Annotated in this window: 15 protein-coding genes; 3 read left to right on the top strand and 12 right to left on the bottom strand. The window is 59.4% G+C overall.

Annotation, left to right across the window (positions count from 1 at the left end; translation table 11 throughout):
• Positions 1 to 204: 204 nt before the first annotated feature.
• The 3 genes from N2A98_RS19995 to N2A98_RS19985 form a co-directional block, all read right to left on the bottom strand.
• Entirely contained in the window at positions 205 to 1,818 is a 1,614-nt protein-coding gene (locus N2A98_RS19995; protein ID WP_003193556.1) for an NAD(P)/FAD-dependent oxidoreductase, read from the bottom strand.
• Between the two features lie 85 nt (positions 1,819 to 1,903).
• The gene (locus N2A98_RS19990) at positions 1,904 to 2,575 is read right to left on the bottom strand and encodes a membrane protein (protein WP_032895666.1); all 672 of its coding nucleotides are present in this window, start codon (positions 2,573 to 2,575) and stop codon (positions 1,904 to 1,906) included.
• A 96-nt stretch (positions 2,576 to 2,671) separates the two neighbouring features.
• Positions 2,672 to 3,271 carry a short chain dehydrogenase gene (locus N2A98_RS19985; protein WP_275622548.1) on the bottom strand — a complete coding sequence of 200 codons (600 nt, stop codon included), beginning with the start codon at positions 3,269 to 3,271 and terminating at the stop codon, positions 2,672 to 2,674.
• A gap of 217 nt (positions 3,272 to 3,488) precedes the next feature.
• Between N2A98_RS19985 and N2A98_RS19980 the strand changes: the two genes are divergently transcribed.
• Positions 3,489 to 4,403, top strand: a complete 915-nt coding sequence (locus N2A98_RS19980) for a LysR family transcriptional regulator (protein WP_069558412.1) — start codon at positions 3,489 to 3,491, stop codon at positions 4,401 to 4,403.
• On the opposite strand, the gene N2A98_RS19975 is transcribed toward N2A98_RS19980, so the two are convergent.
• From N2A98_RS19975 to N2A98_RS19935, 9 genes are all read right to left on the bottom strand, one after another.
• Positions 4,394 to 4,879, bottom strand: coding sequence for a DoxX family protein (locus tag N2A98_RS19975; RefSeq protein WP_044267569.1), 486 nt, complete (start codon positions 4,877 to 4,879; stop codon positions 4,394 to 4,396). The two genes, N2A98_RS19980 and N2A98_RS19975, sit on opposite strands and share 10 nt — an antisense overlap.
• Complete coding sequence (locus N2A98_RS19970) at positions 4,876 to 5,652, bottom strand: DNA-binding domain-containing protein (protein ID WP_044267567.1); 777 nt, start codon at positions 5,650 to 5,652, stop codon at positions 4,876 to 4,878. The genes N2A98_RS19975 and N2A98_RS19970 overlap by 4 nt, the downstream gene beginning before the upstream one ends.
• Positions 5,649 to 6,527 (bottom strand): DUF692 domain-containing protein, encoded by an 879-nt coding sequence (locus tag N2A98_RS19965; RefSeq protein ID WP_044267564.1) that lies wholly within the window; start codon positions 6,525 to 6,527, stop codon positions 5,649 to 5,651. Before N2A98_RS19965 ends, N2A98_RS19970 begins: the two co-directional genes overlap by 4 nt.
• Positions 6,528 to 6,549: 22 nt before the next feature.
• Positions 6,550 to 6,846, bottom strand: coding sequence for a DUF2282 domain-containing protein (locus tag N2A98_RS19960; RefSeq protein WP_044267561.1), 297 nt, complete (start codon positions 6,844 to 6,846; stop codon positions 6,550 to 6,552).
• A gap of 247 nt (positions 6,847 to 7,093) precedes the next feature.
• The gene (locus N2A98_RS19955) at positions 7,094 to 7,795 is read right to left on the bottom strand and encodes an ABC transporter ATP-binding protein (protein ID WP_003193540.1); all 702 of its coding nucleotides are present in this window, start codon (positions 7,793 to 7,795) and stop codon (positions 7,094 to 7,096) included.
• Position 7,796: 1 nt separating this feature from the next.
• Positions 7,797 to 8,564 (bottom strand): high-affinity branched-chain amino acid ABC transporter ATP-binding protein LivG, encoded by a 768-nt coding sequence (gene livG, locus N2A98_RS19950; protein ID WP_003193538.1) that lies wholly within the window; start codon positions 8,562 to 8,564, stop codon positions 7,797 to 7,799.
• Positions 8,561 to 9,814, bottom strand: a complete 1,254-nt coding sequence (locus N2A98_RS19945) for a high-affinity branched-chain amino acid ABC transporter permease LivM (protein ID WP_003193536.1) — start codon at positions 9,812 to 9,814, stop codon at positions 8,561 to 8,563. The genes livG and N2A98_RS19945 overlap by 4 nt, the downstream gene beginning before the upstream one ends.
• Entirely contained in the window at positions 9,811 to 10,734 is a 924-nt protein-coding gene (livH, locus tag N2A98_RS19940; protein WP_003193535.1) for a high-affinity branched-chain amino acid ABC transporter permease LivH, read from the bottom strand. The genes N2A98_RS19945 and livH overlap by 4 nt, the downstream gene beginning before the upstream one ends.
• A 227-nt stretch (positions 10,735 to 10,961) precedes the next feature.
• Entirely contained in the window at positions 10,962 to 12,089 is a 1,128-nt protein-coding gene (locus N2A98_RS19935; RefSeq protein WP_003193533.1) for a branched-chain amino acid ABC transporter substrate-binding protein, read from the bottom strand.
• Between the two features lie 341 nt (positions 12,090 to 12,430).
• On the opposite strand from N2A98_RS19935, the gene N2A98_RS19930 reads away from it, so the two are divergent.
• Together N2A98_RS19930 and N2A98_RS19925 are read left to right on the top strand one after the other, a co-directional pair.
• Positions 12,431 to 12,736 carry a DUF2288 domain-containing protein gene (locus N2A98_RS19930; protein ID WP_032895676.1) on the top strand — a complete coding sequence of 102 codons (306 nt, stop codon included), beginning with the start codon at positions 12,431 to 12,433 and terminating at the stop codon, positions 12,734 to 12,736.
• Positions 12,737 to 12,987: 251 nt separating this feature from the next.
• Positions 12,988 to 17,205, top strand: a complete 4,218-nt coding sequence (locus N2A98_RS19925) for a DUF6543 domain-containing protein (RefSeq protein WP_275622547.1) — start codon at positions 12,988 to 12,990, stop codon at positions 17,203 to 17,205.
• Positions 17,206 to 17,248 lie beyond the last annotated feature (43 nt).

Genomic DNA, 17,248 nt, shown 5'->3' with positions numbered 1-17,248 from the left:
CTAACAGTCAACACAGTTGGACCGGGTACATATCCGTTATTTAGGCAACGGCCACTTAGGGTTCCGCCCTGAGGGCGGCTCACTTTCGAAAAGCGCGAAAGTAAGCAAAACGCTCTTGCCCCACCACTCGGCACCTCGCCCAGGCTCGGTGTGCCCGAACGCAGGCAAGCCACACATTGGATGTATGCTTGCCGCCAGTGTGCTTTAGGCCTCGATGCCGAGCATATCCCGCGCCAGCGCCTCGGCGATCCGGATCCCGTCGACACCCGCCGACAGAATCCCACCGGCATACCCTGCGCCTTCACCGGCCGGGAACAAGCCTTTGACGTTCAGGCTCTGCATCGACTCATTGCGGGTAATGCGCAACGGGGACGAGGTACGGGTCTCGATGCCGGTCAGCACCGCATCGTGCAGCGAGTAGCCTTTGATCTGCTTCTCGAACGCCGGCAAGGCTTCGCGGATGGCTTCGATGGCGAAGTCCGGCAAGGCCAGGGCCAGGTCGCCCAACGACACGCCAGGTTTGTAGGACGGCTCCACACTGCCTAGGGCGGTGGAGGGCTTGCCGGCGATGAAGTCGCCCACCAGTTGCGCGGGGGCCTCGTAGTTACTGCCGCCGAGGATGTAGGCGTGGGATTCCAGGCGTTCCTGCAACTCGATACCGGCCAGCGGGCCGCCCGGGTAATCCACCTCGGGGGTGATGCCTACCACGATGCCCGAGTTGGCATTGCGCTCGTTACGCGAGTACTGGCTCATACCGTTGGTCACGACGCGATGGGGTTCCGAGGTCGCGGCCACAACGGTGCCGCCCGGGCACATGCAGAAGCTGTAGACCGAACGGCCATTCTTGGCGTGGTGCACCAGCTTGTAGTCCGCTGCGCCCAGCTTGGGGTGGCCAGCGTATTTGCCCAGGCGTGCGGCGTCGATCAGCGACTGCGGGTGCTCGATACGGAAACCCACCGAGAACGGCTTGGCTTCCATGTACACGCCGCGGTCGTGGAGCATGCGGAAGGTGTCACGGGCGCTGTGGCCCAGGGCAAGAATCACGTGCTTGGAGAGGATCTGCTCGCCGCCGTCGATGACCACGCCGTTCAACTGGCCGTCTTCGATCAGCACGTCGGTGACCCGCTGTTCGAAGCGCACTTCACCGCCCAGGGCGATGATCTGCTCGCGCATGTTTTCCACCACGCCGGTCAGGCGGAAGGTGCCGATGTGCGGCTTGCTGACGTAGAGGATTTCTTCCGGCGCGCCGGCCTTGACGAACTCGTGCAGCACTTTGCGACCGTGGAATTTAGGGTCCTTGATCTGGCTGTACAGCTTGCCGTCGGAAAAGGTACCGGCGCCGCCTTCACCGAATTGCACGTTGGACTCGGGGTTGAGCACGCTTTTGCGCCACAGGCCCCAGGTGTCCTTGGTGCGTTGGCGTACTTCCTTGCCGCGCTCGAGGATGATCGGCTTGAAGCCCATCTGTGCCAGCAGCAGCCCGGCGAAAATCCCGCAGGGGCCAAAGCCCACCACGATTGGCCGCTCAGCCAGGCCTTCCGGCGCCTGGCCCACCACCTTGTAGCTGACGTCCGGTGCCGGATTGACGTTGCGATCATCGGCAAACTTGAGCAGCAGAGGGGCTTCACCCTTCACGTTCAGGTCAACGGTGTAGATGAAGCACAGCTCAGAGGTCTTTTTACGCGCATCGTAGCTGCGCTTGAACAGGGTGAAATCGAGCAGGTCATCACTGGCGATGCCCAGGCGCTGCACGATGGCAGTGCGCAGGTCTTCTTCGGGATGGTCGATGGGCAGCTTGAGTTCAGTGATTCGTAACATGACAGGATCCGGTAGGCGGCGGGCAAGAAGGCCGGCTGTTTTGCAAACCGGCGATTATAAGCCCCAATGGCGACTTTCCGTCAGGTTAATCGTCCCGCGAGCCGCCGAACGCCGCGCAACCGCGCTGCACCTGGCCGTTCACGCGCAACTCGGCGCTCATGTGTTGCAGGCTGCCGCTCACACTGTCGACGCAGCGCTGGGGCGCCACCCACAGTTCGATGTGCTGGTTATTGGCTTCGGTCATCAGGTTGAAACGGCCGTCGCCCAGTTGTTCCTCGACGTACGGCACTGCCAAAGGTGGCTGGCCTTCGCGTTCCAGCACCATGCCCTTGGCCGTGACATTCATTGCCCAGGCGGGTTTATGGCCATTGGCCCGCAGGATCATGCGCTTGAAGTCCGGGTCGGAGCAGGCTGAGGTCGAGCGTTCGACGCGATACAGCTGTTGCAGGTCCACTGAGCCCTGGGTGCCGCTGGCGACCCCGGAAAACTTGCCACGCAGGTCGGCAAACAGCATGCCCTGCTGGCCGGCCAGCGAGGCCGCTTCCTGCAGGACGCTGGTGCCGCCGGTGTCGTTGACCACGTAGCTACGCTGGTCGCCACACGGCTGGAACAGCAGTTTGCCGTCCACCGCCGTCAACTCACCCTGCATACGGGTCAGCCCGACAGTCGATGGCTTGGCCGGCTCGCTTTCAAACAATTGGCAGGCGGCGAACAGAGGAAGCAAGGCAAACAGGGCGAGGGTACGGGCGGCGCGCATTATCGGGTCTCCAGGCAAGTGCCGCCACGTTACGCAGGCTGGCCGTGCATCACAAGCCCGCTTGCCAGCTTCAGGCGTTTCTTACAGATATCACCTTCAACCTACGATAAAGGTCTGACCGGTTTGCAGGCCCTCGACGCTTTTCGCGTAAGCCAGCGCCACATCGGCGGCGGGGGCAGGTTTATAGCCGCGGAAATAAGGGGCATAGCTGCCCATGGCTTCCAGCAACACCGTCGGGCTGACCGAGTTGATGCGCAGGCCGCGTGGCAACTCAATGGCCGCCGCTTTGACGAAGGCGTCCAATGCACCGTTGACCAGGGCTGCTGAAGCGCCGGTGCGGATCGGATCACGGTTCAGAATGCCGCTGGTGAACGTGAACGAAGCGCCATCGTTGGCGTACTCACGACCGATCAACAGCAGGTTGACCTGGCCCATCAGCTTGTCACGCAGGCCCAGTTCGAAATCGCTGTCGTTCATGTCTGCCAGGGGCACGAAGTTGACGTTGCCTGCCGCGCAGATCAGGGCGTCGAACTTGCCGGTCTGCTCGAACAGCCTGCGGATCGAGGCGCTATCTCTGATATCCACCTGAAAGTCGCCGCTGGTGCGGCCGATGCTGATCACTTCGTGGCGCTGGGCCAGTTCCGCCTTGACCGCTGAACCGATGGTGCCGCTGGCACCGATCAATAGGATTTTCATCGTGCTGTTCCTCTGGGCTGATTCCCTGTAGGAGCGAGCTTGCTCGCGAAGAACGTCAACGATCACGCGATAAAACTGACTACACGGCGGCGATCTTGAGTTTTTCGCGAGCAAGCTCGCTCCTACAGTGGTATGGGTTTGCATTCAGTCTAGTGTGGCTTTTTAGTTGGATAAACGCGCTAATAGGCAACCTTTGGTTCTCAAATGGAAACAATCCATGAGCGAAATGGATGACCTGGCGGCGTTCGCCGTGCTGATCGAAGCCGGCAGTTTCACCGTGGCGGCTGCACAATTGGGCTGCAGCAAAGGGCAGTTATCCAAGCGCATCAGCCAGTTGGAAGCGCAGTTCGCCGTGGTACTGCTGCACCGCACCACGCGCAAGCTGAGCCTCACCGCTGCCGGCGCGGCGTTGCTGCCCCAGGCACAAGCGTTGGTGGTGCAGGTGGAACGCGCCCGCCAGGCCTTGGCGCGACTCAAAGATGATTTGGCCGGCCCTGTGCGTATGACCGTTCCGGTGTCGTTGGGCGAAACCTTCTTCGATGGTTTGTTGCTGGAATTCTCCAAGCAATATCCCCAGGTGCAGATCGAGCTGGAGCTCAATAACAGCTACCGAGACTTGGCACGCGATGGCTTTGACTTGGGCGTACGCTCCGGCGCCATCGAGCATGAACGCCTGGTGGCCAAACCCTTGCTGGCCTGGCATGAAATGACCTGCGCCAGCCCGGCTTATCTGGAACAGCATGGCGAACCACTGACCCCGGCGGACCTGGCGGCGCACAGCTGTCTGCTCAACAGCCATTACAGCGGCCGCGAGGAATGGTTGTACCACCAGCAACACGAACTGCTGCGGGTAAAGGTGAGCGGCACCTTCGCCTCCAACCACTACAACCTGCTGAAAAAAGCCGCGTTGGTCGGCGCCGGTATTGCCCGCCTGCCGTCCTACGTTCTACCTGCGGAACTGGCTGACGGCCGATTGCGCTGGCTGCTGCGCGACTATCAGACACGCAGCATGCCGATGTACCTGGTGCATCCCTATCAGGGCGGCCTGCCACGGCGTACCCAGGTGTTGGCCGACTACCTGGTGGACGGGTTCAAGCGCAGCGGCGAGGCACTGGACCGACTTCAGCGATAACGACGGGCAATCAGGTGGTCGACGGACAGCCAACCCGGCCCTTTGGCAAGCAACAGCAATAACAGCGCCAGCCAGGTGCCGTGAGTGGGATAGGCGTCGGGGTAGACGAACAGCTGGATGGTCAGGGTCATACCGATCAAGGCCAGGGCCGAAAACCGCGTGGCGAACCCCAGCAGGATCAATACCGGAAAAAAGTGCTCGGCAAAGGTTGCCAAGTGCGCGGCCACCTGCGGCGACAGCAGAGGCAGTTGGTATTCGCTGCGAAACAAAAACAGGGTCGAGGCGGCAAGTTTGGGCTCGCCCCATTGGAAGGTGCCGCTGATCAGGTCGATGGCAAAGCCCTCGACCTTGGTCTGCCCGGACTTCCAGAACACCGCCGCAATGGAGAAGCGCGCGATAAAGGCGATCAGGCTGTAGGGGATTTTTTCAAACAGTGCGACGGTTCGCTTTACCAGACAGGGAGCGGGAATGTTCATGGCAATACCTCGGGTGGCAGGTGCAAATGGGTAATGGCGTCGTGGCTGATCAACAGCGTGAGACATTGGTGCAAATCGAATTCGGTGGAGGCTTCCAGAGCATCAGCTATGGCCATCTCCAACCCAGCGCCTTGGTTGAGGCGGTTGATAAAGGTCACTGATCCGCTGTCGACGGCGAATACCTTGACCGCCAACCCTTGGCGCAAGACCAGCGCGCCTTGGGCATACCAGGGGTTCAAGCTGGCGACGGCCCCGTCGGTCTGGTGCGCCGCCCAAACCGATACCACCGCGTAGGAAGATTCCAGCGTGGCGAGTGACGGATGCAGTCGTACACGCAGTTGCCCCAGTTGCGCGCAACCTTGCAGTTGCTCAAGTACGCTGTGCTGATCCAGTACCTGGCAATCCGCCGCGTGATAAGCGCGAACCCGTAAGCGTTCCAGCCGAGCGACATCGGCCAGGTAGGGCACGCTCGAGGCCGGTTCGAAAGCCTGGATAAAGTCGGCGAACGTGCCGCCGTACTCACTGATCAACGGGCTGATAGGCGGGTGGGCCTGGACATACAGGCCGGCCATGGCGCGGAAAAACTCATCGCCGACCAGTTGCCGCGCCACCGGGTAGGCGGCTACCAAGGCATTGATCAACGCGCTATGGACATTGTTGCGATACACCGCAAAGCGGCTCGCCGGCTCGGCACCGTTGCTGCTGAACACGCCCTCGGGGCAGGTTGCTTGCGGGGCCAGTAAAGCCTGGGCAAATGCCTGCTGAATACTCATCGGGCCACCTGCGACAAATACCCTTCGGCCTGTCGAGCCTCTGCTTGCAAAACGCTGAACGCGGGCACCTGGTTATCCCGCTCGATCAGCGTGGCCACAGCTCCCGTCCGCGCCAATACCTGTGCGTACAGCTGCCACACGGCGTTATCGATCGGCGCGCCGTGGTCATCGATCAGCAGGCGGTCGCCCAGGCTGTCAGTGTCTTCGGCAAAGCCGGCCAGATGAATCTCACCCACTGCGTGCAATGGCAGGGCATCGATGTAGGCCAGCGGGTCGCGCTGATGATTGATGCAGGACACGTAGACGTTGTTGACGTCGAGCAGCAGGCCGCAACCGGTACGGCGGATGATCTCGCTGATAAAGTCGGTTTCGTCCAGGGTAGAGCGCTGGAACTGCAGATAAGTGGACGGGTTTTCCAGCAGCATCGGACGCTTGAGCGTGCTTTGTACTTGGTCGACGTGTGCGCATACCCGCTCCAGGGTGCTGGCGTCGTAGGCCAGGGGCAGCAGGTCGTTGAGAAACACCGGGCCGTGGCTGGACCAGGCCAGGTGTTCAGAAAAAGACTGGGGTTGGTAGCGTTCGATCAGCGTGGCCAGGCGAGCCAAGTGCTCGCGGTCCAGAGGGCCTTCGCCGCCGATGGACAGGCCGACGCCATGCAGTGACAGGGGGTACTGCGCACGAATCAACCCCAGATAGTGGTGAAACGGGCCGCCGGCCACCATGTAGTTTTCGGCGTGTACTTCGAAAAAACCGATGTCGGGGCGGGTCTCGAGCACCTCGGTGAAGTGCTCGGTCTTGAGCCCCAGCCCGGCCCGATAGGGCAGGCCGGGCGCCTGAGCCGGTGAGACCGCGTGTTGGGCTGTAAGTGTCATCATCAGTACTCAGGCTGCGCGGGGGTCAGGATTGGGCGGTGAAGGCCGCTTCCTGGCCAAAACCGGTCGGCGAGGTGGTGCTTGGGGTCTGGGTGCACGTGCCGGCGGGGACCAGTTTCCAGGCATTGGCCTGGTCTTTGGTTTTGGAGGTGCCAGCGCAGGAAGTACCGGCGCCCGCGGCGCAGTCATTCTTGCCGGCTTCAGCCACGCCGAAGCATTTCTGCATGTCGTCGGCCGCGTGGGCGGTGGTGGTCAGGGCGGACAGGCTCAGGGCAGAACCAAGGGCCAGAACGAGGGTGGCAGCGGACAGTTTGGTGGTCATGGTGTGTCTCCAGCAGTGGTTGAATGCGCAGGCTTGATTGCCTGCATGCACCACTAGAGAGAGCTCGACGAATTGCGTTACACAAACCTCGAAAATAAATTAAATATTAGGGTTCACACCAAACAAATGTGGGAGCGGGCTTGCTCGCGAATGCAGTGTGTCAGCCAACAGTTTCCTGGCTGATTCACCGTATTCGCGAGCAAGCCCGCTCCCACATTTTTGATCCGGTTTCTATGGCCGCCTGTGTTTAGCCGCCCAGGTACGCCTCCCGCACTTTCGGATCGGTCAGCAATTGCTCACCGGTGCCCTGCATCACCACTCGGCCATTCTCCAGCACATAGGCACGGTCAGCGATTTTCAGCGCCTGGTTGGCGTTCTGCTCTACCAAAAACACCGTCACCCCGTCCTTGCGCAGCTGTTCGATGATGTCGAAGATCTGCTGGATGATGATCGGTGCCAGGCCCAGGGAAGGCTCGTCCAGCAGCAACAGCTTTGGCTTGCTCATCAGCGCCCGGCCGATGGCGAGCATTTGCTGCTCGCCGCCGGACATGGTGCCGCCGCGCTGGCTGAAGCGTTCCTTGAGACGGGGGAACAGGTGCAGCACCTTGTCCATCTGCTCCTGGTAATCGCCCTTGTCGGTAAAGAACCCACCCATGGCCAGGTTCTCTTCGACGGTCAGGCGCGAGAACACCCGACGGCCTTCCGGCACCACCGCAATGCTCTTGCGCATGATCTCGGCGGAGTGCTTGCCCACCAGTTCTTCACCCATGTAGCGGATGCTGCCACTGTAGGCTTGCGGCGAACCGCACAAGGTCATCAGCAAGGTCGATTTGCCGGCGCCGTTGGCGCCGATCAGGGTGACGATCTCACCCTGGCGCACTTCCACATTGACGCTGTGCAGGGCCTGGATCTTGCCGTAGAAAGTGGAAACGTTTTCGAATTGCAGCATTTTACGCTTCCCCCAAATAGGCTTTGATCACTTCAGGATTGTCGCGGATCTGCTCCGGCGTCCCGTTGGCCAGCGGCGTGCCCTGGTTGATCACCACGATGTGGTCGGAGATGCTCATGACCAGTTTCATGTCGTGTTCGATCAACAGCACCGTGGCGTTGTTTTCCTCGCGCAGCACGCTGATCAGCGCCTTGAGGTCTTCGGTTTCCTTGGGGTTCAGGCCGGCGGCGGGTTCGTCGAGCATCAGAATCCGCGGGCGGGTCATCATGCAACGGGCGATTTCCAGGCGACGTTGCTGGCCGTAGGCGAGGGTGCCGGCGGGGCGGTTGGCGAACTCGGTCAGGTTGACCTTGTCCAGCCAGTACGCCGCGTATTCCATGGCCTCGCGCTCGCTCTTGCGGAACGCCGGGGTCTTGAACAGGCCGGCGAAGAAGTTGGTGTTCAAGTGACGGTGCTGGGCGATCAACAGGTTCTCGACCGCCGTCATGTCCTTGAACAACCGCACGTTCTGGAAGGTACGCACCACGCCTTTGCGCGCGATTTCGTGGCCGGCCAGGCCCTGGATCGGCTGGCCGTCCAGCAGGATGCTGCCACCGCTCGGCTTGTAGAAACCGGTGAGGCAGTTGAACACCGTGGTCTTGCCGGCGCCGTTGGGGCCGATCAGGGCTACCACTTGCTTCTCTTTGACGGTCAGGGCCACGCCATTGACTGCCAGCAAACCGCCGAAGCGCATGCTCAAATTTTCGACTTTCAGGATCTCGCGGCTCATTTGCGCAGCTCCATGTGTGGACGTTGCATGGGCAGCAGGCCTTGAGGGCGCCAGATCATCATCAGCACCATCATGGCGCCGAACATCAACATGCGGTATTCGCTGAACTCACGCATCATTTCCGGCAGCAGGATCATCACGATGGCCGCAAGGATCACGCCCAATTGCGAGCCCATGCCACCCAATACCACGATGGCGAGAATGATCGCCGACTCGATAAAGGTGAACGATTCCGGCGTCACCAGGCCTTGGCGAGCGGCGAAGAAGCTGCCGGCAAAACCTGCAAACGCAGCGCCCAGGGTGAATGCGGAAAGTTTGATGATGGTCGGGTTCAGGCCCAGGGCGCGACAGGCGATTTCATCTTCGCGCAACGCTTCCCAGGCGCGCCCGATGGGCATACGCAGCAGGCGGTTGATCACGAACAGGGCCGCCAATGCCAGCAACAGCGCGACCAGGTACAGGAACACCACTTTGCTCACCGGGTTGTAGGCAATCCCGAAGTACTCGTGGAAGGTCTGCATGCCTTCGGCGGCGCTGCGGTCGAACGACAGCCCGAAGAATGTCGGCTTGGGGATGCTGCTGATGCCGTTGGGGCCACCGGTGATGTCGGTAAGGTTACGCAGGAACAGGCGAATGATTTCGCCGAAGCCCAGGGTCACGATGGCCAGGTAGTCACCGCGCAGGCGCAGCACCGGGAAGCCCAGCAGGAAGCCGAACGTGGCCGCTGCCATACCGGCCAGTGGCAGGCAGATCCAGAAGCTCCAGCCCAGGTAATGCGAGAGCAGCGCGTAGGTGTAGGCACCCACGGCGTAGAAGCCCACATAACCCAGGTCGAGCAGGCCGGCCAGGCCCACCACGATGTTCAGGCCCAGGCCCAACAACACGTAGATCAGGATCAGGGTGGCAATGTCGACCGCGCCGCGCGAGCCAAAGAACGGCCAGATCAGCGCCGCGATGATCAACCCGATGATGATGTAGCGCTGGGTGCGCGGCAGGGTCAGAAATTGGCTGACCTTGGGCGACACCAACGGGCCACGGTTGCCCTTGAACAAGGCTCCGACCTGCTGGGTGAACAGTACACGCAGGAACATCAGCACCGAACACAGCGCGATGACAGTCAGGGTGACAGGCCCGGTGCCATGCACTTCCAGGTTGATGCCGACAATGCTCAGTTTGAGACCGAGTACCGGAAAGGCCACGGCCCAGACCAGCAAGGCGCTGAAAAACGCCGATTTAAGATATCTGCTCATACTTTCTCAACCTCCGGACGGCCCAGGATGCCGGTCGGACGGAACAACAACACCAGAACCAACAGGCCGAACGCGACGACGTCCTTGTACTGGTCACCGAAGATATCGGCGCCAAAGGCTTCGGCCACACCCAGCACCAGCCCGCCGAGCATGGCGCCCGGAATGCTGCCGATGCCGCCCAATACCGCTGCGGTAAAGGCCTTGAGGCCCACCAGGAAACCGGCGTTGGGGTTGATCACGCCGTATTGCATGCTCAGCAACACGGCCGCCACGGCCGCCAGCGCAGCACCAATGACGAAGGTCAGGGCGATGATGTTGTTGGTGTTGATGCCCAGCAGGTTGGCCATCTTGATGTCTTCGGCACAGGCCCGGCAGGCGCGCCCCAGACGGGAGCGGGAGATGAACAGCGTCAGGCCCAACATGGCCACCAGGGTGACCACGAAAACCAGAATCTGCATGTACGAAATCAGCACTTCCTGTGCGCCACCCGGGCCGAAGGAGATGCTCCCCGGAATCAGGTTGGGAATGGACTTGTCCTTGGAGTCCTGGGACAGCAATACGGTGTTCTGCAGGAAAATCGACATGCCGATGGCAGAAATCAGCGGGATCAAACGGTTGCTGCCCCGCAGGGGACGGTAGGCAACCCGCTCGATGCTGTAGCCATAGGCACTGGTCACGATGATCGACGCCAAAAACGCAGCGGTCATCAACAGCGGCAGGGAGTGGATCCCCATCATGGCCAGCCCGGCGAGGGCGATGAAGGCCACGTAGGAACCAATCATGTACACCTCGCCATGGGCGAAGTTGATCATTCCAATGATGCCGTAAACCATTGTGTAGCCAATGGCTATCAAGGCATAGGTGCTGCCAATGGTCAGGCCATTAACCAGCTGTTGGAAAAAATGATAGATCTCAGGCATTACAGCGCTCCTAAAAACCCGATACGCATTTCACTGGTGGAGTCATTTCCGGCTCGGTGCCCTGTTCTGTGACCAGGTTGCACAAAGCGTTTGCCAGCGAACCGCTGGTGACGGTTTTAAGATTTTCAGGTGAGCCAGCGCCCGGATCGCGGGTGACATGGCCCATAAACCTCGTAAAACAAAGCCCACTGCTTGCACAGTGGGCTTGTTGACCAGTAACGCCTGGCTTACTGAGGGGAAACTTCGGTTTTTGGTTTACCGAAGTGCCATTCGTAGACCACGAACTTGAAGTCCTTCAGGTCGCCCTTGGCGTCGAAGCTCAGGTCGCCCGTAGGGGTCTTGAAGGTACCGGCGTGGATGGCCTCGGCCACTTTGGCGGTGTCTTCGCTTTTGGCCGCAGCAATACCACCGGCAATCACTTCAACTGCCGAGTAGGCCGGGAACACGAACGGACCGGTTGGGTCCTGCTTGTTCTTGGCGAACTCTTCAACGATGGCTTTGTTGGCTGGGTCGGTGTCGAAGGATTTCGGCAGGGTTACCAGCAGCCCTTCGGAAGCGCCCTGGGCGATTTGCGAGATCGAGTCGTTACCCACGCCCTCTGGGCCCATGAACTTGGCGTTCAGGCCTTTTTCCTTGGCTTGGCGCAGGATCAGGCCCAGCTCAGGGTGGTAGCCGCCGTAGTAAACGAAGTCGACGTTGGCTTGCTTGAGTTTCTGGATGATCGAGGAGAAGTCTTTGTCACCGGCGTTCAGGCCTTCGAAGACGGCAACCTTGGTGCCTTTTTCTTCAAGGGTCTTCTTCACGGCGCTGGCGATGCCTTCACCGTATTGCTGCTTGTCGTGCAGTACGGCAACGATTTTCGGCTTCACGTGGTCGGCGATGTAGTTGCCGGCCGCTGGGCCTTGCGCGCTGTCCAGGCCGATGGTGCGGAAGATCAGCTTGTAGCCACGGGACGTGATTTCAGGGCTGGTGGCAGCCGGGGTAATCATGATGACACCTTCGTCTTCATAGATATCCGACGCTGGCTGAGTGGAGCTGGAGCAGAGGTGGCCGACGACGAACTTGACGCCGTCATTGACCACTTTGTTGGCAACGGCCACGGCTTGTTTAGGGTCGCAAGCGTCGTCGTATTCCTTGGCTTCAAGCATCTTGCCGTCTACGCCGCCCTTGGCGTTGATGTCTTTGATGGCTTGCTTGGCACCCATGAATTGCATGTCGCCGTATTGCGTCACCGGACCGGTCTTGGGACCGGCGATGCCGATCTTGATGGTGTCGGCTGCGAACGAATGGCCGGCAACCCCAGCCAGGACCATAGCGGCAAACAGTTTGGAAATCTGCTTAGTAGCCTTATTCATAGTGCTCCACTCTTACTGTTGTATTTTTTATAGTTCTAGCGGCCTTGTGAGCTGCAGAACCGGATCAGATATCGCGGATATCCCCCCGGCATTGCCCTGGCAACTGTACCGGTACAGTGTAGAGCGCTGGCTGATCGCTTGAAAAGCTGGCAGCTGGGGGCAAAACCTGGGTATGTCGCTTAAATGAAAGAAAAAGACAGAATCGCGGCGGGTTGCTAACAGCTTTCAAGGCATTCCTTGGCTTTCCTGGCACTTTCAATCGCTACTTCATTTGCTACTGGGTTTTTCTGCCTGAGCGACGGGGCTATGATTGCGCCGATTTTTTACTCAGGTGAATTCCCATGACGCAAGAACCAAGCACCCTCTATGCCAAGCTGCTCGGTGAAACCGCCGAAATTTCCTGGAAGGAGCTTGAGCCGTTCTTTGCCAAGGGTGCCCTATTGTGGGTCGATGCCAGCCTGGATTTGATCGAGGCTGCCGAGGGAATGGCCGAAGACAACCGGGACAAAGTCGCCGCCTGGCTAGCCGCCGGGAGCCTTGGCGAAGTGTCTGCGACGCGGGCATTGGACCTGGTTGAACGGGATCCGAGTTTATGGGCGGTGGTGGTCTCGCCCTGGATTCTGATCCAGGAAAGGGCACGACTCTGAGGCGCTGCACTTATTTGGCGCGAACTTACGGAGGGTTAAAGTGTGTAATCGAGTAGCGTGATGGCTCTTTGCCGTGAAGAAACGTCACACGCCAGGGTGACGTTAACGTCACGGGCACAGTTGTATGCCTTCTGCCACGCCGTTTTAATTGTTATAGGGTATGTCAGGATCTTCCCGGTAAGTATGTAACGCTGTTTCCAGCGACACATCCGTAATTCTCAGCCCTGAAATCATTGACTCAGGGCTCGACCATGCAACCGACTTACCGATTGTCCTCCACGCCTGCCGCAAGCCTTGCGGCGACGCAGGACAACGAATACAAGACCCATTACCGCGACCAGCTCCAGGGCATCGACACCACACTGCAGTTCCTGCGGTCTCGCCCCACCTTCTCGGCCTTTATCAATGAACGGGTAAATGCGACGTTCACATCGCCCGCAAACCTGGACGCGTCTCGGGTATTTATCAAAAGCGATCCGAGCGACGTTGTGGTTGCGCAGGACGCCGTTCAGGCGACTCGGCTGCTTCCTAGCGTGATGGATGCTGTCATCAGACGAATCGTTGACCAGCAACCCGCGTCTTTTGCCAGCCGCAGCACTACTTTTACCTTTGACCGCGACAAGGACGCCGACGAGCAGTTGCCCTCATCGCTGACACCGGCTGCATTTGACACGTTTCTCGATGAACTGTCGGCTTCGCTGCAGACGGCCTATCGGGCGTGCCTGGATACTTTCTGGAAACAGGCAGTCAGTACGACCGACCCGCGCTTGCCCCAGGATTCTGTGATCTCGGCACGTAGCAAACAGATCAGCGTAGAGGCTTCGTTGCTCAGGGCCGATGGGACGCTTAACACCAACGGCTTGCGCCTGGTCGAGACGTTCGTGGCATATCCCGATGCGGTCGCACGGCAAGCACGGCCCAACAGGCCAGCGGCTTACGCCGTGGTGTTGAAGGGCGCAGGTACTGGCGCTGATATGCCTTTGCAGGGTGCGGTGATGCTGACCGCTAGGGACCCTTTCGATTCGTCCTCCAACAGGAGTAAGCCGCTTGCACCGCTCGTGGCTCGCCCGGTAACAACCAGCGTCAATGTGGGTATCGTCGTTTTGTTTACACCTAATCGCGGCCTCGAGGCGTTCCAGTCCTTGGCGCTTCTGGATCAGGAACTGCATCGGCGAATAAACACCGACTACGAGTTCGATGGCCTCTTCTCCCTGCTTGCGGACAAACACTACGAACCCGCGACGGCCCTGCGTGACAAGGCACAGACCACCGGTTGCTTTGACTACAAAGAAATCCTTGAATCAGTCTTCAGCGCCAGCGTGGCGGCGCAGTATGAAAAGCTGGTCGATGATTTTGCGTTCATGGTGAGTCGGTATCAGCGCCGGGGCACGGATGAAGACTTCAGCCAGCTGCCAGTCAGCCTGGATCGAACCATGGACATGCAAAAGTGCTTCGGCGTCAGCGAGGTGTTGCGCGCTCGTGAAACCAAACGCTCCAAAGCCGAACTCGAGCAGTTTTTAAGCGCGGCCTCAGAGGCCGACAAACAGGCCTGGGCAGCGGCCGCGCGTGACTACCTGGGCGAACTTGAACGTGCTTATACCGGGGAGGGGCTGCCCTCGGTTTTACAGTATGGTGACCAGCAGGCGCTATTGGCCTACAGCAGTGAGCAACTGGCGCAGGCGCTGGAAAACCAGTACGGCATCGAGACGGACCCGTGCGATATTCAGGTCACTGTTCGTCGGCCCAACCCCGCGCCAGGTCTTTATTTTCCCGGCGCCAGGCCCAATCCGCAGAGTGGCCAGCCGCACTATTCCACTGACACTAAAAGCCTGGCGGCGCTGGCCCTGGAAAATGTCGACTATCTGGACGAGGTGTTTGTGGCCAAGTCCCAATTGAGCCTGTACGGGGAACCCTACACGGCGTTGACCACGCAACAGGTCAAGGACCTGGTACGTGACGTGGATATTGGCGGCTCCTACATTGAGTTTCTCAATAAACGTCTTCTGACATCGGCCGAAGCCAAGCAGCTCAAGCAGAGTTTCGTCGACGTCATGTGCAAGCAGCTCAGGGTCGATGGGATTGAAGCCAAGATTGCCAAGGACTTTACGAGCGACAGTTATGCACGGGTCAAAAGCGTGCTTGACCACCCCACCGAGACTGCGGAGCGGGCCAAGGTGGGGGGCTATAAAGTCAGCGTTTCGGCGCTTTATATACGTGATATTCACGTGCGCGGTGTCCTGGCGGTTACCTGCGCCAACCCGAAAAACAATGTGATCGCCTTGTATACCCCACGGTCCCCGGATGGGCGCGCCTTTCGCGAATACACCGGTATGACGCAACTGCTGGATCAATTCGTCAATAACAATGCGTGGCAGGATTATTTATTTGAGCGCATGGATGGTTCTGCGCTGCCACGACTGCGAACCACATTCAGAAGAGGGATTTTTCGAAGCGAGATCTCTCTGTGGGGCATCAAGGGCAATTTTCTGGAGCGGGCCTACGATTTCGAGGCCCGCGCTGCCATCGCTCAGGCTGACCGCAAGACCACCAGTACCCATGAGTCAAATGTGCGCAGCACCTGGACGGTAATCGAAGGGTTGGTAGAAGTGGCGTTAGCGGTTTTCCCGGTCAAGGTGACGTTTGTCATTGGCTTGGTGCGCAGCGCAATGGCGTTGAGTGCCGCCCTGGATGCTTTGCAAAATGATGACAGCGTGGGGGCGACTCATGAGTTTGTCAGGGCATTCGGCTATATGGTGGGGGCGTTGATTGACGGTGCGGTGGGGTTCGCGCCTGTGCGCCTTCCTTCGGCGCGGCCAGGCTTGCCGCACCAGATGGCGCTCAACGCGGCGCCCAAGGACGTCACGCCATTGGCCGGCTGGGAAAGCCAAGGGTTTTATACCCGCGCGGGAAAAGGCTCGACGCCCGGACAGCATTTCCTTAAGGAAAAGGACCAGTGGTTCAAGGTCATCTATGACGAGACGACGGCAATCGGAACCTGGCGTTTGCAGAACCCACGTCGAGACGGTCGGCATCACTATCACCTGCCGCCTATTACTCGCAACACGGCTAACGAATGGATCATACGCTCGCCCGAGATTGGCCTGAGGGGCGGTTATCACTCGCGTATGGCACGTGATGACCTGATGCGGCTCTACCCAGACCTGGGTGAGGTGCAAGCGGCGCGGGTCTTGGATTCGTTCGAGTTTCCTGCCGGGCGGGAGCGGGCCATGGAGCTTCGTCTGGTGCGGCGTCTGGGGGATGGCCCACTGGAATTGCAAGCCATTGGGCTGCGCGATATTCCTGTCGAATTTCGTCAATACCTCAATGCGACCACGACACTCGATCAGGCCAGGCTGCGGCTACAGGGTATAGACCCCGGGCGTACCGCCCCTGTTGCCCTGCCGGCGGCGCGCGCGAGTGTCATCGTGACTCAGCAATGGAAGTCCTGGGGCACGAAGATTGATCCTGCCTTGCTGCAACGTAAGTCTGATATGTTCAGTATCTGGGAGTACAAACCGGTTTACAGCCAGCAATCGGGTTGGTCTCAGCTCGAAGGCAACTTTATTAAAATCGATGATCTTTACTATCGCACCCATGAGAATCCGCTGTGGTTTGCCGACAATGTAAGTATCTACAAGCCGGGTACCACCTATGACGACTTTGACAGCTTTGAACTGATGTTGCGCAACAACCCCACCGAACAACCGATGATCGCCACCTATGATCGGGCCGCCTACTTACGGGGAGCACAAAGCTGGCAGGTCATCGAAAGAAGACCGTTTGAGAAAACCATCACGGCCTATGTTCAAGAGGCGTTTCCAGACTTGACTTCAGTGAGCCACACGCAGATCGCTCGGGCTGTATTCAATAAGTATCGCAAGGACTACAAGTATGTGGACATGCTGCGGGTATGGCGTACTGGGCAGACAGCCTTGGATACCCCTTTGTCACTGCTCGAACCGACGCGGCACACGATAGGATCGAACCCGAGGATTCCTCTGGGGCGCGCGCGCGAAGGTACGCAGCCAGCAGCCTGGCGGCGTGTGGATTTTGCTTCGGATCGCTTTGAACCGCACTTCAATCACGCCGTCACGCGTCCGGGGCCGGTGACGCTGCGGTCATTGATGACCGAAGTAATGGCCAAGGTTGCCCAAGGAGAGCTTCTGGAGGTGTCAGGCACCAAACTGCTGTTCAGGCGAGCAGGGGACGATAGGTTGTATTGTTTGCACCTGGTCGATACGTCGGGGGCGTTTATCGCTGACCGGGCGTTCCGAAGAACCTTACATCGATCCCGGGACTATCGGGGGGTGAATAGGGGGCAATTTGGGCTGCAGTACACCAGTTTCACAAATACGGACTTCGGTACGGCGCTGCATCACCAAAAGGTCATGAATCTGATTGGCGGACTCCAACACAACAGGCGTAGCGTCCAGCCCTCTCAGCTGTTCATTATCAGGTTGGATACCTAGCGCTTGGTTCTACGTGTATCCCCTGCACACGGCTTGTTTTGGG

This window comes from Pseudomonas sp. FJ2-5-13 (assembly GCF_029201605.1).
In the GTDB taxonomy this organism is placed as follows: domain Bacteria; phylum Pseudomonadota; class Gammaproteobacteria; order Pseudomonadales; family Pseudomonadaceae; genus Aquipseudomonas; species Aquipseudomonas lactis.
The sequence above is the reverse complement of the archived record's forward strand: the minus strand, read 5'-3'. Positions and strand labels throughout refer to the sequence as shown.

Excerpts from the sequence above, each read along its gene's own strand:
- N2A98_RS19995 (WP_003193556.1), bottom strand. The coding sequence starts at position 1,818 with ATGTTACGAATCACTGAACTCAAGCTGCCCATCGACCATCCCGAAGAA.
- N2A98_RS19990 (WP_032895666.1), bottom strand. The coding sequence starts at position 2,575 with ATGCGCGCCGCCCGTACCCTCGCCCTGTTTGCCTTGCTTCCTCTGTTC.
- N2A98_RS19985 (WP_275622548.1), bottom strand. The coding sequence starts at position 3,271 with ATGAAAATCCTATTGATCGGTGCCAGCGGCACCATCGGTTCAGCGGTC.
- N2A98_RS19980 (WP_069558412.1), top strand. The coding sequence starts at position 3,489 with ATGAGCGAAATGGATGACCTGGCGGCGTTCGCCGTGCTGATCGAAGCC.
- N2A98_RS19975 (WP_044267569.1), bottom strand. The coding sequence starts at position 4,879 with ATGAACATTCCCGCTCCCTGTCTGGTAAAGCGAACCGTCGCACTGTTT.
- N2A98_RS19970 (WP_044267567.1), bottom strand. The coding sequence starts at position 5,652 with ATGAGTATTCAGCAGGCATTTGCCCAGGCTTTACTGGCCCCGCAAGCA.
- N2A98_RS19965 (WP_044267564.1), bottom strand. The coding sequence starts at position 6,527 with ATGATGACACTTACAGCCCAACACGCGGTCTCACCGGCTCAGGCGCCC.
- N2A98_RS19960 (WP_044267561.1), bottom strand. The coding sequence starts at position 6,846 with ATGACCACCAAACTGTCCGCTGCCACCCTCGTTCTGGCCCTTGGTTCT.
- N2A98_RS19955 (WP_003193540.1), bottom strand. The coding sequence starts at position 7,795 with ATGCTGCAATTCGAAAACGTTTCCACTTTCTACGGCAAGATCCAGGCC.
- livG (WP_003193538.1), bottom strand. The coding sequence starts at position 8,564 with ATGAGCCGCGAGATCCTGAAAGTCGAAAATTTGAGCATGCGCTTCGGC.
- N2A98_RS19945 (WP_003193536.1), bottom strand. The coding sequence starts at position 9,814 with ATGAGCAGATATCTTAAATCGGCGTTTTTCAGCGCCTTGCTGGTCTGG.
- livH (WP_003193535.1), bottom strand. The coding sequence starts at position 10,734 with ATGCCTGAGATCTATCATTTTTTCCAACAGCTGGTTAATGGCCTGACC.
- N2A98_RS19935 (WP_003193533.1), bottom strand. The coding sequence starts at position 12,089 with ATGAATAAGGCTACTAAGCAGATTTCCAAACTGTTTGCCGCTATGGTC.
- N2A98_RS19930 (WP_032895676.1), top strand. The coding sequence starts at position 12,431 with ATGACGCAAGAACCAAGCACCCTCTATGCCAAGCTGCTCGGTGAAACC.
- N2A98_RS19925 (WP_275622547.1), top strand. The coding sequence starts at position 12,988 with ATGCAACCGACTTACCGATTGTCCTCCACGCCTGCCGCAAGCCTTGCG.